Source organism: Flavobacterium sp. (genome assembly GCF_024305175.1).
Lineage (GTDB): Bacteria > Bacteroidota > Bacteroidia > Flavobacteriales > Flavobacteriaceae > Flavobacterium.
This window is the reverse complement of sequence record NZ_JAMWYY010000014.1, coordinates 42,975-59,606: the sequence shown is the minus strand read 5'-3', so window position 1 is coordinate 59,606 and position 16,632 is coordinate 42,975. Positions and strand designations below refer to the sequence as shown.

At 36.6% G+C, this 16,632-nt stretch carries 16 protein-coding genes; 6 read left to right on the top strand and 10 right to left on the bottom strand.

What is annotated here, in order from left to right; translation table 11 throughout:
- Positions 1-296: 296 nt before the first annotated feature.
- The 8 genes from Q0K96_RS05305 to Q0K96_RS05270 form a co-directional block, all read right to left on the bottom strand.
- Positions 297-671 carry a hypothetical protein gene (locus Q0K96_RS05305; protein WP_297332968.1) on the bottom strand — a complete coding sequence of 125 codons (375 nt, stop codon included), beginning with the start codon at positions 669-671 and terminating at the stop codon, positions 297-299.
- 4 nt (positions 672-675) lie between these two features.
- Positions 676-1,797: an ABC transporter permease gene (locus tag Q0K96_RS05300; protein ID WP_297332967.1), complete on the bottom strand. Its 1,122-nt coding sequence runs from the start codon at positions 1,795-1,797 to the stop codon at positions 676-678.
- On the bottom strand, positions 1,794-2,900 hold the full coding sequence (locus Q0K96_RS05295; protein WP_297332966.1) for an ABC transporter permease: 1,107 nt from the start codon (positions 2,898-2,900) through the stop codon (positions 1,794-1,796). Before Q0K96_RS05295 ends, Q0K96_RS05300 begins: the two co-directional genes overlap by 4 nt.
- A gap of 37 nt (positions 2,901-2,937) precedes the next feature.
- Positions 2,938-3,684 (bottom strand): ABC transporter ATP-binding protein, encoded by a 747-nt coding sequence (locus Q0K96_RS05290; protein WP_297332965.1) that lies wholly within the window; start codon positions 3,682-3,684, stop codon positions 2,938-2,940.
- Entirely contained in the window at positions 3,662-4,603 is a 942-nt protein-coding gene (locus tag Q0K96_RS05285) for an ABC transporter ATP-binding protein (RefSeq protein WP_297332964.1), read from the bottom strand. Before Q0K96_RS05285 ends, Q0K96_RS05290 begins: the two co-directional genes overlap by 23 nt.
- Before the next feature lie 5 nt (positions 4,604-4,608).
- Complete coding sequence (locus Q0K96_RS05280) at positions 4,609-5,499, bottom strand: HlyD family efflux transporter periplasmic adaptor subunit (protein ID WP_297332963.1); 891 nt, start codon at positions 5,497-5,499, stop codon at positions 4,609-4,611.
- Between the two features lie 14 nt (positions 5,500-5,513).
- The gene (locus Q0K96_RS05275) at positions 5,514-6,761 is read right to left on the bottom strand and encodes a TolC family protein (RefSeq protein ID WP_297332962.1); all 1,248 of its coding nucleotides are present in this window, start codon (positions 6,759-6,761) and stop codon (positions 5,514-5,516) included.
- A gap of 61 nt (positions 6,762-6,822) precedes the next feature.
- Positions 6,823-7,428 carry a TetR/AcrR family transcriptional regulator gene (locus tag Q0K96_RS05270; RefSeq protein ID WP_297332961.1) on the bottom strand — a complete coding sequence of 202 codons (606 nt, stop codon included), beginning with the start codon at positions 7,426-7,428 and terminating at the stop codon, positions 6,823-6,825.
- Between the two features lie 362 nt (positions 7,429-7,790).
- Here Q0K96_RS05270 and Q0K96_RS05265 point away from each other — a divergent pair, with 362 nt between their 5' ends.
- From Q0K96_RS05265 to Q0K96_RS05240, 6 genes are all read left to right on the top strand, one after another.
- Positions 7,791-8,570 carry a histidine kinase gene (locus Q0K96_RS05265; RefSeq protein ID WP_297332960.1) on the top strand — a complete coding sequence of 260 codons (780 nt, stop codon included), beginning with the start codon at positions 7,791-7,793 and terminating at the stop codon, positions 8,568-8,570.
- Positions 8,571-9,338, top strand: coding sequence for a LytTR family DNA-binding domain-containing protein (locus tag Q0K96_RS05260; RefSeq protein ID WP_297332959.1), 768 nt, complete (start codon positions 8,571-8,573; stop codon positions 9,336-9,338).
- Positions 9,339-9,432: 94 nt separating this feature from the next.
- Positions 9,433-10,752 (top strand): TolC family protein, encoded by a 1,320-nt coding sequence (locus Q0K96_RS05255; protein ID WP_297332958.1) that lies wholly within the window; start codon positions 9,433-9,435, stop codon positions 10,750-10,752.
- A 1-nt stretch (position 10,753) separates the two neighbouring features.
- Positions 10,754-11,893: an HlyD family efflux transporter periplasmic adaptor subunit gene (locus Q0K96_RS05250; protein WP_297332957.1), complete on the top strand. Its 1,140-nt coding sequence runs from the start codon at positions 10,754-10,756 to the stop codon at positions 11,891-11,893.
- Positions 11,894-11,899: 6 nt separating this feature from the next.
- Entirely contained in the window at positions 11,900-13,129 is a 1,230-nt protein-coding gene (locus tag Q0K96_RS05245) for an FtsX-like permease family protein (RefSeq protein ID WP_297332956.1), read from the top strand.
- Positions 13,130-13,132: 3 nt separating this feature from the next.
- Positions 13,133-13,810, top strand: coding sequence for an ABC transporter ATP-binding protein (locus Q0K96_RS05240; RefSeq protein WP_297332955.1), 678 nt, complete (start codon positions 13,133-13,135; stop codon positions 13,808-13,810).
- Between the two features lie 161 nt (positions 13,811-13,971).
- On the opposite strand, the gene Q0K96_RS05235 is transcribed toward Q0K96_RS05240, so the two are convergent.
- Positions 13,972-15,213, bottom strand: coding sequence for a hypothetical protein (locus Q0K96_RS05235; RefSeq protein WP_297332954.1), 1,242 nt, complete (start codon positions 15,211-15,213; stop codon positions 13,972-13,974).
- Complete coding sequence (locus Q0K96_RS05230; protein WP_297332953.1) at positions 15,206-16,495, bottom strand: DUF4270 family protein; 1,290 nt, start codon at positions 16,493-16,495, stop codon at positions 15,206-15,208. Before Q0K96_RS05230 ends, Q0K96_RS05235 begins: the two co-directional genes overlap by 8 nt.
- Between the last annotated feature and the right edge of the window lie 137 nt (positions 16,496-16,632).

Sequence of the window (16,632 nt, the reverse complement as noted above, 5' to 3'; positions counted from 1 at the left end):
TTATACCCTAAATGAAACAGCATTTATATCAATATTTTTGTGAGTAATTAGGTGAGTAAATTTCAATGCGGAAAAATTTACTCACGAAAACAGGCTTAAAAAATTGAAGATTGAAAAAATATCTTGTATCTGTTCGTCTTTTACAGTTATACCCGGAAACGTATAATAATTCCCTTGATAAGTATTTGCAGGCTGTACATGTTTCTTTTCTGCACTAAAAAAACATAATCCAAATGTTTGATTGAACCAGTGGTGCATATCGTCATTAAAATTATGTTTACCTACTTAATAATATGTTACCCTTTTTTGATAAAATAAACAGTTTTTGTAAATAGCAATTTTTTACCTACAATTTTTAGCTTGTTATTCCCTTCAAGTGTCAAAGTCGCCTTTACAACCATTTTGTTTTCAGGATTTTTAAGTTGACCTTCCAAACTTTTATCGGAGGGGTTGTATCTCATTTTCTCCAATAAATATTTACCAATATTCTCCTTGTTAGTACTGTTAATAATCTTACCATACCATAACCCGTCGGAAGACTGAAATATAGTAATAGTGGTGTTATCCATTTCAGATGCATACCAATCCGCTTTAAATGCATTGGCACTGCTTTGTGCAAATAATGCACAATTAATAAAAATCAGAATAAGTAAAAATTTTATTTTCTCCATAGTATTAAGTTGTTTTTTTATAATTAAGTATGGCCCATCCATTAAAAAATATACCGAAGCCAATTATGATAAATAGATTAATTTTAATATCTGTAAACGTACTTCCTTTAAGAATGATCATCCTGATAGACTCAATAAAATAGGTTACAGGGTTACAATATGCAATTACCTGTGCCCATTTTGGCATACTTTCTATCGGGGTAAAAAGGCCGCTCATCAGCAGGAATATCATCATGCAGAAAAACGCCAGTGACATTGCTTGTTGCTGGGTTTGTGAATAAGTGGATATTAGCAGCCCTATACCTAAAACAGCTATCAAAAAAAATGACAGGAACAGATATAGCAGGAAGTAACTGCCAAGAGGTACAAGGCCGTAAACCCATTGGCCAACTATAAACAGGCCGACAGAGAAAATAAAGATGCCAATAAGCCAGAATGGTATTAACTTACCTAAAATAAAATGATGTTTTTTTATAGGGGTTACATTAATCTGCTCTATCGTTCCTATTTCTTTCTCTTTTACAATATTTAAAGCGCACATATAGGCTCCCACCATTGTTACCAAAGAAACCAAAATACCGGGAACCATGAAAAAACGATAATTTAAATAGGGATTATACCAATTTGACGAGGTAACTTCTATACCGGCAGGCTTGGAAATAGCTGCCTCATTATTCCACTTTATATTAATGATGTTATTAAAGTTACTAATTATAGTAGCAAGGTAAGCCCCTCCAAGATTTGCTTTTGTACCGTTAATTGCATTTACGGCTATGAAAAGATTTTCTCTTTTTTCCCTTACAAGGTTTTTTTCAAAACCATTCGGAATTTCAAGAATTACATCGCTTTTATCATCTTCTAAAGTTTTAAATGCAGCGTCGTAAGAATTACCGAAATACCCCAGTTTAAAATATCCTGATGCGATAATGGCAGATACCAGGTTTTGTGAATAGGGAGAATGATCATGGTCAACAATAGCTATATTAATATTCTTGACTTCATAATCAGCGGCCAGTGGCATTATCAGTAGCTGTATAATCGGGGTGACTAATATCATTGGCAGTAACGCTTTATTTCTAAAGATTTGCCTGAATTCTTTTTTTAGGAGGAAGAGTAAAGTTCTCATGCTAATCTTATTTTAAATTTTTTGAAGCTTATACCCAAAAGTAATATTGTCATTACAACTAAAATGAGCGTTTCTTTCCAAATGGCCGAGAAGCCCAGGCCTTTTATCATGATTGACTTTACGATAGTGTAGTACCACCTTGAGGGGACAACATTAGATACTACCTGCAATGCTACAGGCATATTTTCTATAGGAAACATAAAGCCCGTAAATAGCAAGGTAGGCATTAGCATACCCATCAGGGAGGTTAGCATAGCAATCTGCTGCGACTGGGTAGAGTTTGATATGAGAAGCCCTAATGAGAGGCAACAAACAATAAAGATGCTTGTGATGCCAAAAAGCAGCAGGATACTTCCCTTAACCGGTATCTCCAGCAGTAGGTTACACATAATAATAATGATAATGAAGTTAACTATCGAAAGGGTAAAATAAGGGAGAGCTTTCGCGATTATAATTAAAAACGGATTAACAGGTGATACCAGTAAAACCTCCATAGTACCAAGTTCTTTTTCCCTTACAATTGAAACCGATGTCATTAATACACAAACCAGCAAAAGCACTAATGCCATAACCCCGGGTACATAATTGGTAGCGCCTTTTAATTCAGGGTTGTACAGCATTCTGGTTTCAGGAACAACCTGAAAGCTGCCATTAGTACCTGTGGCGATTTCCTTTTGATAGCTATTTACAATGTTATTTACATAACTTGTTAAGGTAGAAGCAGTATTGGGATCTGAAGCATCGGCAATAACCTGAAGCTTCGCGGTTCCAAAGCGTTGTAAACTTTCATTAAAGTTATTGGGGAAAACAATGACTAATTTGATTTTGCCCGTTTTAAATTGCGCTTCAATTTCATTATGGCTTATAATGCTTTCCTCTACAATAAAGTTGCTGCTGGCTTTTAGCTTTTCTGTAATTCGTTGCGAGGCTATATCCTTAGCATAATCGCAAATTACTATTTTAGAGTTTTTAATCTCATTGGTCAAAGCAAAGCCAAACAGTGTAATCATCACAATGGGTAACCCAAATAGCATTAATAGTGTCTTGGAATCCCTGAAGACATGAAAAAACTCTTTTTTTACAAAGGCATTAAACTGTTTCATTTTTAATACATTGTGATGGCTACTTTAGCCATGTTATCTAATCTGATTTTCGTTTTGCCCCCCGGGCCAGCTCAAAAAATACTTCATCCATTGTGCCGGCACCAAACTGCTTTTTTAAATTGGCAGGAGTGTCTAAAGCTTTTATCTCGCCGTCTACCATCATCGAGATGCGGTTGCAATATTCTGCTTCATCCATGTAATGTGTTGTTACAAAAATGGTGATTCCCCTATCTGAAGCTTCATAAATTAAATCCCAAAACTGCCTGCGCGTTACAGGGTCTACGCCGCCGGTTGGCTCATCAAGAAATACAATTTTAGGGTCGTGCATTACCGCGACAGAAAAAGCTAATTTTTGCTTAAACCCTAAAGGCAATTCGCCGACTAATTTCTTTGCCTCTTTTTCTAACCCCAGCGCAGCAACAAGACTATTGCTCTTTTCTTTTATCTTTTTATTTGAAAGATTATAAATACCTCCAAAAAATTCAATGTTTTCCAAAATGGTTAAATCTTCATACAGAGAAAACTTCTGGCTCATGTAGCCTATATTTTTTTTTATGTTCTCGGTTTGCTTATATACATCAAAACCGGCTATTGTTGCCTCCCCAGAAGAAGGAACTGACAAACCGCAAAGCATGCGCATGGCCGTTGTTTTTCCGGCTCCGTTAGCCCCTAAAAAACCAAATATTTCACCTTGATAAACTTCAAAGCTTATCTGGTTGGTGGCAATAAAGTCCCCAAACCGCTTAGTAAGTTTGTCGGTTTTAATTACTACTTCGTTGGTCATTATTTTGCTGCATTAGGTGGATAAAACAATCTTCAACGGCAGGATTTATTTCTTTAATTTCAGTATCATTAAAGTTTGCCTTTTTAAGGTTGTCCAACAGTTCCGTATAGCTGTCCATTTTCCCTTTATTAAATGTTATATGGTGGTATTCCCCAAAAGAATTGGCACTTTTGATGAGCGGGCTTTTGTGTAGTTCTTTTAGGAGCTGGCTCATATTATCGGCCTTGATGGCATACATCTTGTCCGGATAGGTGCTGACAATTTTCTGCGGGGTGTCTATAGACATTACCCTGCCCTGTTGTATCAGGGCTATGCGCTCGCAAAGGGTGGCCTCATCCATATAGGGGGTCGAAACTAAAATGGTGATCCCCTGGCGCTTTAGCCGTTTGAGCATTTCCCAGAACTCTTGCCTGGAAACAGTATCTACCCCCGTTGTGGGTTCGTCTAAAAACAACACGGTAGGTTTATGGATAAGAGCACAGCAAAGGGCAAGTTTCTGCTTCATGCCACCGGAAAGTTTTCCGGCTTTACGATTCTTAAAAGGTTCTATCTGTACATATATATCTCTTATAAGTTCATAGTTTTCCTTGACAGTTGTATTGAAAATGGTAGCAAAAAAAGTGAGGCTTTCTTGTACTGTAAGGTCTTGATAGAGCGAAAATTTACCCGGCATATACCCCACATGGTTCCTTATGGTCTTGTAGTTTTTCACCACATGATGGCCATTAATAAAAGCCTCACCACCATCAGGCAGTAATAAGGTTGTAAGTATCCTGAAGAGGCTTGTCTTGCCTGCACCGTCAGGGCCAATTAATCCAAAAAGCTCTCCTTTTTCAACCTCAAAAGAAACATCATCTACAGCAACAACACTTTCTTTGTTATATGTTTTCCTAATATTTTGTAACACAACATCTTTCATAGTGGTTATAATTTAACTTCGCCATACATCCCTATTTTATAACGCCCGTCATTTTTAACCTTTACCTTTATGGCATAAACCAGGTTTGCCCGTTCATTTCTGGTCTGTATGGTTTTTGGCGTAAACTCGGCCTTATTATTAATCCAGGTTACAATGCCATCGGTTGTATGAAACCCACCTTTACCATCATCTGTATGTACAGTTACTTTTTGGTTCAATTTTAATTGGGGTAGCTGGTCTCCCGAAATATAGGCACGTAAAATAATGGTAGATAAATCGGCAATCTTATAGAGGGCTTTGCCTTCAGAGGCCATTTCATTTACCTCTGCATATTTGCTTAACACAGTGCCCTTTGTTTTATTGATTATTTTACATTTACCGAGCTGGTCTTCAATTTGCTCAACTTGGATATACAAAGGTGCCGCCTCTTTGTTAAAGCTGGTAGCAGTAATGTTAAGGCTGGATCTTTGTGCCTCAATCTGCTTCTTTAAAACCTGTATTTCAGAATTTATATCATCAAGCTGTTTTGAGGTTGCAGCCCCGTCTTTCAGCAGGTTTAAAATCCGGTTTCTTTCTGTATTGGCTTTGGCAAGCTGGGTTTCATAGGAAGCCAGCTGAACTCCTACATTGGGCTTTTTGCTTAAAATGGCACTAATTTGCTTTTCAAGCTCTACCTTTTTTAAATACAGCTGTGTGCTATCTATATAGCCTACTAACTGGTTGTCTTTAAGTACTTGCCCTTCCTCAACAGTAAAGGCGTTGATAGTACCGTTTGCCTGGGCAGAAATAATTGTTTCTACCGCTTCAAAAGTACCGGAAGCATCAAAATCGGTATTATTTTCACTACAACCGTAAATGGATATAACAGCTAACAAGAGTAGGCTTATCTTTTTCATCTTAATATTATTTTTTAGTTACCAGTCAATAATTTTATATTGTATTGTATTTCAATCTTTTGGATCTCATGAATTTTTAAGGATTGCTTAGCCTGTATTTCTGCATTCTTTTCAATTAAAAAGCTGGTCGCATTAATAACACCATTATCAAATTCTGAAGCAGCTACTTTACTTATATTTTCCCTAAGGCCTATTATTTTTTTGTCCTTTTCAATTAATTCAGTAAGCTGATTTGAATTTTGCTCTAAGCTAATCTTTTGGGATTTTAGGTTATAATCTAAAGATTCCTTCTGTGCATCAATACTGTTTTTTTGAAGCTGTGTTATCTCCTTATTTTTCTTTTTGTTGTAAAATCCCGAAAAATCCCAGTTTAGCCGGGCCCCAACAATGTAATAGGTATCAAATGTATTGCTTAGCTGATTTAGCCCGGGCCTGCCATACCCCCCCTGCCCAAATAAATTTAGCTTTGGTAATAAGTCTGAAACTTTTAAACCGTAATTTTTATCGAGGCTTTCTTTCTGAAAACGGAATGATTTATATTCCGGCCTGTTCTCAAAATTATCAGAGGCAATAACAACAGGCTCAGGAATAATAAAAGTGGTTTCAGCACTTAAAGACAAGCCGGTAAAAAGGTTGATAACCTCTACAGCAATTTTTTTATCAAATACAGACTGGATAATCTGCTGCTCAATTTTATAAAGTTCTACCTGTAGTATATCTGCTTCACTTTGTTTTAAGGTACCGAATTTTACACTTGCCTCTGCTACTTTTATCCTTTGCTCAATTTCATACTGGTTTATTTTGTAAATAACTATTTTTTCCTGGGCCAGTAACGCATGAAAGAAATATTGCTGTGTTTGCTGCTTTATGTTGTGTATTTCGCTTTCTATATTACTTGTAATTATTTGCGATGATAGCGTTTGTATGTCGTTTTTGATTTTTGTAATTCCGCCGTCATATATTTTTTGGTTCAAATCAACATATACTTTATACTGGTCTTTGCTCAAAGGGTCTATAGGCGATTGTGGCAAAGAAACCTGAGTAACATCTGACTGATAACTTGCCTGCCCGTTTAAAGCTAACTGAGGCAACCAGGTATTATGGTTTATTTTCTTTGAAATTTCATTTATTTCTTTTTCAATGTCCTTACGTTTAAAAATAGGATAATGGGTAGTTACCTGCTGTAAGCAATATTCAAGCTCAATTTCCTGTGCGTTAATGCTATGACTAAAAATCAGGAATAGGATAATAATTTTTTTCATAAAACTTACTTTAATGACACTAATGTTTGACACACGTGTCAGTTAATTTTCAAAAAAATAGTTATGGTGTTATGCCTTTTAAAACAAATCTTACAACTTCTTTTTTTCTTTCTTCTATCAATAATAAATATTCATCGTTATTGCAATGGGTCAGGATTTTTATCATAGGTCTTGCAATTAAAGGAAAAGCACATAACGAAAAAATATGTATTAAAATTTGTATTGGCTTCATCCTGATAATCTTTCCTTTTTCCATCTCTGCTTCTAATTGAGCTAAAAAAGGTTCAACGTTAGGCGAATGGCCCTCAAATACTATATCTATAAATTTATCTCCTAAACTGTTAAGTTCATTGACAATAAAAAGAGGTAAAAACGGATTCTTTAAGCCTGTATTTATATAAACCGAAACAAATGCCTCAATTTTTTCATTAACGGGTAAGTCACTATTAAGTGTTTTAAGTATTACCGGCAAAGTTTGACTTATTACGGTTTTAGCAATTTTATGATACAACAGCTCTTTAGACCTAAAATAGTAATTCAGCACAGTTCTTTTAATGCCGACAACCGCTGCAATGTCCTGCATCTTAGCATTCTCGAAGCCCTTCTCTACAAACACCTGAAAGGCTGCAACTAAAATCTGATCTTCTATTGTATCGCTATTTTCCATTTAAATATTTTGACGGTTACGTCTGACGCAAATGTCAGATAATATTTTTAATTAAAAAAATATTTAATATAATTTTCATAAAAATTTATCTGAATGATAGAAAGCCTTGTTTTATTGCTTTAACAATTAACTATATTTGTTTTATACCCCAACAAATAAAATCAGCCATTAGCAGAAACTTTAAAATAGCCGCTGTTTTTTCCCCTGCCCTTGGCTTGTTTGGGCTCAGCCCCCTATTGCTTCTGCAGAAATTGCCTATAAGTGAAATAGGAATTATATTTTGTATTCTGACTATTGGTATATTTATTTTTTGGAATATCAACTTATATATTACTGATATATTAAGTAACAAATCGAACTATTTGCGCTATGGTATAAGCTACATTATAACAATAATCATTCATCTTACTACAGTAACAATTGGCAGAATTGCAGGTGCAGAAAACCCTCCGGTAACTGGTATATCATCTGTATATCCGGTACTATCCCTTATTTTTATTAATACCTTCATACTTATCATTATTGATGTTGTACGGTTGCAGGAGGCCAAAGCAGCGGCACGCATTGAAATTAATAATCTTAAAATTGCTAACCTTGAGGCGCAAAAACAGCTATTAGTACAGCAACTTCAGCCGCACTTTTTGTTCAATACCCTGGCTACCCTCAAATCTCTGATACATGAAGACCCTGTAAATGCTGAAAAATATACGCTTAAACTATCAGATTTTATGCGGTACAGTACACACGGAAACCATGTAAACATGGTACAATTATCTGACGAAATAAGTTTTACTAAAAGCTATATTGAGCTGCAGGAGTATAGGTTTGGGGAAGCCTTACAATGTTCAGAAAACATAGCATTAGAATTACACAGCAATAAGATACCTGTTTTTGCTTTACAGCTTTTGGTAGAAAATGCTATAAAGCATAACTATTTTACACCTGGAAACCCACTTTTGATTAAACTGTATAATGAAGGCAGCAAAATTTGCGTTAGTAATAACAAAACCGGTGTGCGCTTAACCGAACGCTCCGGTCTCGGCCTTAAAAATCTTAACGAACGGCTGCTGCTGCTTACAGGGTTACCGCTTGAGAAAGAAGAGGATGAACACTTTTTTACTGTTAAAATTACTATTGGCTAGATGGATGTAGTTATTATAGAAGATGAAATGCTAACCTGCAGGGATTTAGAACGCACACTTAAATCTGTAGACAGTACCATAAATATTGTAGCATATTTACATTCAGTAGCACAATCGAGAGCTTTTTTTGAGCAAGGTAATATAAGCTATGATTTAATTATTTCTGATATTGAACTGGGCGATGGCCAGATCTTTACTGTATATGATGAGTTTACGCCAACAGTTCCGGTAATATTTTGTACAGCCTATAACGAATATGCCCTTAAGGCTTTCGGGTGTTTTGGTATCGACTATCTTCTTAAACCCTTTTCAGTTGACACAGTAGGGGCATCGCTGCAAAAATACAAGCTGCTTGAAAAAAAATTTTTGCCGGCCGGCGTGCCCGAATTTCATGATTTTATAAAAGAAATGCTGGTACCCCAAACTAAAAAAGTTACTTCGATAATAATACATAAAGGTGATAAGCTTATCCCCTACCTGTTTACAGATATAGCCCTTTTCTTTAAAGAAGAGGCACACCTGTATGCAGTTACTTTCAGTAAAGAGCAATTGCTGGTGTCAAATAATCTTGAAAGAACAGAAGCAATAGCCGGGCCTTTATTTTTCAGGGTAAACAGGCAAATGCTTGTAAACCGAACAGCTGTAAAAGACCTGAATCATCATTTTAACCGAAAATTACTTATTAATTTAACTATCCCTTGCAACAGGCAGGTTTTAGTCCCAAAAGAAAAAACCACAGCTTTTATTGAGTGGCTTACCTTAAACTAATTGTCCATTTTAAGGACAAGTTTGTCCGTTTCAATTAAAGAACTCTTTTAGCTGTTTAAATATGTGAGCAACTTTGTACCATAAACATTGCTTTATGGTAAGGAGATCATATTTTAATATTCTCATTCTGATATGCCTTTGCACTACTGTAATGCAAATTAAGGCTCAGGTAAGAGTTACATCTCTTGATGAAATGCTTGCTTATGCAGGCAGGCAAAGCATAGCAACAAAATCAGACAGCCTTAGGCTTATACAGGCTAAAAAGGCAAAATTAGCAGCTGTTATAAACTTACTTGACATATCGGGGAGCAACACCCTCCGGTTTGTAGATAATACTAAGCTTCCTGTATCAGTTTTTCCTGCAGAAATATTTGGCGGGCAGCCGGGAACCTTTACAAATGTAACTACAGGTGTGCGCTACACAACAACAGGAACACAATCAGCAGAGGTAAAACTGCTCAACCTGCCCGGTTGGGAAAACCTAAAGCTATCAAAAATCAATATAAAACTTCAGGAATCAGATAATAAACTAAATCTCAAATCACTATATGAAGATATTGCATCAGCTTATTTTAATGTAGTAACGCTACAGGAACAACTAAAAAGCAACACTGTAAATAAAGCAATAGCCGACAGCCTTTATATTGTTTCTGAAAATAAATACAAACAGGGGCTTATACGGCTTCAGGAAGTAAATGATGCCCGGGTTACCCAGCTTTCTGCTATAGAAAGCTCTAACCAGTCAGGTTATTTACTTGAAAAATATTATCTGCTACTTAAAATTCTATGTGACATTCCTGAAGCTACAGAATTAATTATAGAAGATGCCGCTAATGCAGCTTCCGCTGTTCTTGCCCCAAAAGCAACTTTAAACAAACTTGCTGTTGAAAATAGTATACTGAATGAAAAATATGCATTAAGCAATTACAGGTATTACAAAAAACAATTCTTGCCAACCTTATCGGCAGAATTTTCTCAATCATGGCAGTTGTTTAATACTAATTTCAGTGTTTTTGACGGTGATTGGATTAACAGCAGGTATATTGGGTTTAAGCTGTCTATACCCTTACCCACCGGCACCCAGGTTGCCAACACTATTAATGCAAGATATGACTATATAATAGCACAGCAAAAAACAGAACAGGCTAAAATAAAAGCAACCCTTGAAAACAAGCAGCTCCAAAACGATTTTGAAAAAGCGGTGTCGCAATACACAAATGATGTAGCAATACTTGCCCTTAGGAAAGAGTCCTATACTAAAAATATGAACCTTTACCGCGAAGGAGTTCTGGCCCTTGATGATGCGCTTAACAGCTATAATACCATGATTAATGCAGATTATGCCCTTATATCATCAAGGATAAGCGTACTGCTTGCACGGGCAAAGATTGATATAAATAATAAAATAAATTAACATGAAAACTCGATTGTGGATATTGTTCTTATGCCTGGCAATAGCATCATGCGGAAAAAAGCTTGAAGAAAAAAAGCCTGTACGAAAAGATGTTATAGAAACAGTTTTTGCATCAGGATATCTGGAGGCTAAGGATACTTATGAGCTTACTGCCTTGAGCGACGGCTATCTTACTGAAGTGAGTTTTGAGGAGGGTGACCTCATTAAAAAGGGACAAGTATTAGCTGTTATAGACAATAAAGAAAATCTTTTTAACACTCAAAGCGCTACCCAGCTTTACCGCATAGCACAGGCAAATACTGCATCTTCAGCCCCCTTGCTTCAACAGGCAAAACAGAATGTAGAGCTTTCATGTAAAAAAATGGAGCAAGATGCGCAGCAGGAACAGCGGTACCGTAAACTGCTTGAAAGCAACAGTATATCAAAAGTGGAATATGAGGATATTTACCTTGACTACCAGACATCGAAAACCAACTACCTATCTGCACTTGAAGATTACAGAAACAGGCAGCAGCAGGCACGCCAGGAGGAAATTACTAACAGAGCCAGCAAACAGATTAATGCAGAGACGCTTGGTAACAACCGCATAACAGCAGTTTCAGAAGGAAAAGTGTACCAGAAATTTAAGGTAACAGGTGATTATGTAAAACGTGGTGATGTTATTGCTACCATAGGCAGCGCTGATGTGATATATGCCAAAGTAAATGTTGATGAAGCCAACATTGCAAAAGTTAAAATGGGGCAAAAAGCCTATTTAGAGCTTAATACTGAAAAAAACAAGGTGTACAATGGCACTGTTGATAAAATATATCCATCGTTTGATGAAGAAACACAATCTTTTGTGTGCAGGATTATTTTTAATGAGCCAATTGACTTTAAGGTTGCACAAACCCAACTGCAAAGTAATATTGTTGTAGCCCGGCATGATAATGCGCTGTTGATACCCCGCAGTTATATTGACTATAACGGATATGTACAAATTAAAGGCAAGGATGAGAAAACAAAAGTGAAAACCAATTTTGTAAGCAATGAATGGGTGCAGGTGCTGGAGGGTATAAATGATAGTACCATATTAGTAACAGACCAGCTAAGTGCCAATAAGATGAAAACATCAGAAGTAGGTGCACAACTGGGTAAATAGACAGCTATGAAACTAAATGTAAATTACAGCATAGCACTCACACATATACTCTCGCGGAAAAAGCAGACAATAACAGCTGCGCTGGGTGTAACAATTGGTATGGCTATTTACCTGTTCATGAACTCACTTAGTGCCGGATTTACAAAATATTCGCGAAATGAGATATTTAAGAGCAATGCACACATTAAAATTTACAAGGATGACATAATGAGCAAGCCACTGGTTGCGCATAAAAATACTCTAACTGTTATCATTAACCCCCAGATTACCAATGTTTCAAAAAAAATAATTAATCCCGAAGCATTACTTAACAATGTTAAGAAACAGCCCTACATAACCAACGCTATAGCACAGGTAAACTTTGATGCTTTTTACAGCCGTGGCAGCACCCAGATTAAGGGAACCGGCAACGGGGTTAGCATTATGGATTATAGTGCCATGTTCAACTTTAATGAATATATGGTGGCAGGCAGCCTTATGGCGTTGCAGGATAACAAGAATGGAATAATTATAGGCAGTAGTATCAGCGATAAGCTGAGCCTGACTGTAGACGACAATATAACTGTATCATCGTCTTATGGTGTGGTAAAAGTGCTAAAGATAGTAGGCATTTTTTCTACAGGCAGCGATTTTAACGACAGTTCCAAGTGCTACACAAATATTGTTACGGCACAGCAATTCCTTAAAGAAGGACCTGATTTTGTTTCTGCCATTTATGCCAACACGCCAGACCCGGATGAATCGGAAGCATATGTTGGCATGCTAAAACAATTAACAGAGTATACGGTAGAAGACTGGAAGACCACTAATGCCGACGTGCTTGCCGGAGACAGTGTAAGAGGGCTCATGATGGGTGCAATATCACTCTCTATACTGCTTGTTGCGGGGTTTGGCATATATAATATACTTAACATGACTGTTTCACAAAAAATAAATGACATTGCTATACTTAAAGCTATTGGCTTTTCGGGTAAAGATGTTATACGCATATTTGTTTCCGAAGCTTTTATCATGGGCCTTCTTGGCACATTTGCAGGTGTATGCATAGGCCTGATCATGGTAAAATTAATGTCGGGAATATATGTAGGCCCGCCTATAGGTTACTTTCCAATATATTTTGAGTTAGTAATATTTATGAAAAGTTTCCTTTTAGGTTTGGGCATAACTATTTGTGCAGGATATTTTCCTGCCAGGAAAGCATCAAAAGTTGATCCTGTTTCAATTTTCAGACGATAAGCTATGCAAACTACAGTATTAAAAACACACTCGGTTACTAAATATTTTTATGATCCTGTAAAATTCAGGGTACTTAATGATATAAATATCGAGGTATTTAAAGGTGAATTCCTTACGCTGGTTGGTAAAAGCGGTTCAGGCAAATCTACTTTGCTGTACTGCCTAAGCACTATGGATAGGGATTATGAAGGCAGTATAGAAATACTCGGTAAAAACATAACCGGCAGCAGCATAGACACGCTTGCATCCATACGAAATGAAAATATCGGCTTTGTTTTTCAGTTTCACTATTTGCTGCCTGAATTTACATGCCTTAAAAATATAATGATACCCGCTATGAAGCTGGGCAGGCTAAGCAGAGAGGAAATTGAGCATAAAGCTATGGAAAAACTTAGAATACTGGGACTTGAAGACCAGGCACAAAAACCTGCCTCTAAACTTAGCGGCGGGCAGCAACAACGAATATCTATAGCTCGTGCACTTATAAATGACCCTGCAATAATAATGTGCGATGAACCTACAGGAAATCTTGACAGTAAAAACAGTAAGATTGTTTTTGATATCTTCAGGCAGCTGTCGTCAGATTTTGGGCAGACTATTATAGCAGTAACGCATGATAATGATATTGCTGATAATAGTGACCGTAAAATAGTACTGGAAGACGGTAATTTACTCTTGTAATTATAGCTTTATTGCCTGCGTTTCTTCAGCTACAACCTACAGCCGCGATTAAATACTTCTTTTCCCTGAAGCAAATAAGTAATTAAAAGTAGCCCGGGATAAAGTAGCATGCTCCCGGGCAATTACACAAAACCCAAATGAAAACTATAATTTCTTCTTATCTATTCTATTAATCTTTTTACAAGCCATATTTCCTCAAGCGATAAATTTATCGATACAAGATGGTAGTTTTCGCGAATAAGCATATCAGATAACTGTCCGCGCTGGCCGTAACTATAAGAAATATTAATAAAACTGTTGTACCTTAAGCTTAAAGGTAATCCTATACCTGCTGTAACAGAGGCACTCCTTATTTTTGAGCCGTCAATCAGCATATGGCCTGTATCATAATTACCTCCCATCCTAAAGCGCATCTTACTAAAGTAACTCCTGCCGCCTTCTAAATATTCTACGCCGCCACCAACAAAATGCTGATTAGTAAGCTCATCTATAGCGTTTTCTTCCTCATTGGTTCCGCTCCAAAGGCTAAGCTTATAATCGGCGTTAAATGTAAATGCCTTATATGTATATTTAGTGCCAATACCTATTTCTGTCGGGAGCTGATAAGACCTTATCTTAATGTTTTCAGCAGCTTCTATTTCGCTTTCTACTCCGTCAATAACAGATGATACGGCTTGCTCTTTAGACCCCGATAAAGAAGCAGGCAGGTTAACGGCCACTCCTATACCTAAATTATCCCGCAGCTTGTATTGCCCTCCTAAAGAAAACTGTATGCCTTTGTAATAATGACTTTCGTCTATAAGAAGCTTATTTTCCTGAATATTTACTGTTTCAACTTCATTTATTTTACCAAAATAATAAATGCCACGCACACCTACATTAAGTCGGTCGTTAAGCTTTCTGCCATAGTTTATATGAAAACTATTAAGGCCTCCGCTACCTACTATATTGCTTCTGTAAAAATCTGATGACCCTTCTACTGTGCCGGTTACGGCAGAAATGTTGTAGCCAACATTAGTATAAGGAAATAAAGAAACCCCGATAGCCGACTTTTTATCAAACGCCAGTGCCATTGATATGTTAGAGAAGTTTGAGGTATTGTTTGATTGCTCATCATTACTGCCAATGTAATAACTGTTTTCGTTTTTCATTCCCAAATCAAAAAAGAAAGAATTTTTAGGAATAGAGCCAAACGAAGCAGGATTTAAGCTGTTTATTTCGCTCTCGCTGCCCAGGGCAAAGCCACCTCTGCCTAAAGCATTGGTTTTGCCTGAACCAAGCTCATTTTGCCTGCCTACTCCAAAAAGTGAATAAGGAGAACTTGTAAGGTTTCCTGTTTGGCTAAATGCCGCAACATTATAAATAACAACACAGGTAAAAAAACCTTTTTTTAAATTAATCATAAATTACATAAGTTAACTTTAGCTCAGAGCTGTGATACTGATTGTTTTCGCCATTAAGTATAAGCCTGTCAACCGATGAATTATAATTATAAGGCACAAATATCAGCCCGTAATTAAGGTATCTGCCATCGGTAAGGACGCTCTGCAGGAAAAAATTAACATCTGCTGTTAAATACACTTCATTAATTTCAGGGTCTTCTCTTGCTATATAGCCAACACCTCCATAAGCAATTATATCGTTGTTTTGGTCTACAGTACAGAGATATACAGAATCGCGTATCGGATAGTTATCATTATAGTAGCGTTTATCAAGTTTAATTTTTAGCTGTGCCTTAAAAATATCGCCTTTACCATCGTTATATTCCCTTATATTTCTGATGGATGGAAAGGTTACTTTTGTCATTAGCCCCAGCCCGGACTGGATGAAAGCCAAATCTTGTAAGTCGTTAGATTTCACTTCATTCTCCTGTCCTCCCCCTATTACCTGTGTTATAGTTCCGCTGGCATTGCCCTGTATATTATTGAAGAATTTGTTTGAACTGCTGTTGTAAACCAAATCAATATATTCACTCTCAACATCACCATCACCAGGGTTTGAATAGTATAGGCGTATGTATGATTGCGCCGGGGCAAATCCTGTAATAGCAGCATTCTCAAAATCTGAGGGTGCGATGTAAAGCCCTTTTAAGTAATTCAGGAACTCCTCCCTATCGTTAACATTGTTACTTTTTAATACATTAAAAATAGTATTACCTAAAACGGGATTAAGGGTAATTGTAAGTGAATCATTGCCTATTCTGGGCTTAAAGCTTTTTTGCCCTATCACTTCATTATCTGACTGCAGCAATGTGGTATTATAATAATTAGTCTGAGAGCTTGGCAACCTTATTTCTTTTGCCAGTTTTCGCACCTCTATTGTTTTGGTAAGTAAGGTATCACTATAATAGTAACCATCATAACTCAGGTTCAGTACAATAGAATCAAACACAACATCGTCATCAAGTGTGTAATAATAATTTGCCGGGGTAAACTCTACATAAGCAGAGGCTTTCACTTCTCCAAAATAAGGATCTATGTAGCGCCCAACCAGTAACCTGTTGCCCGAGCTGATAATACTATCATACCTGTAGGTGCTCATTTCAATGGCGAAAGTGTCTACATCAATAATACGTACATCACTCTGAATAAAATCATCATCTGATGAAAACGACTCTGTATTATCACAAGAGCATAATATTATTAATAGAGTGATTATACCAATAGTTATGTTTTTAAATGTCATTATATATGGCTTATGCCGCTAAAGTAGAAATCTAAGACATACACTTAAAATGATATATATGAACTGCAGAATAATAAAGACAGTAAACCCGAATTTACCGACAGGCAGTTTGATATATGCATAGATAGCTATGGGAT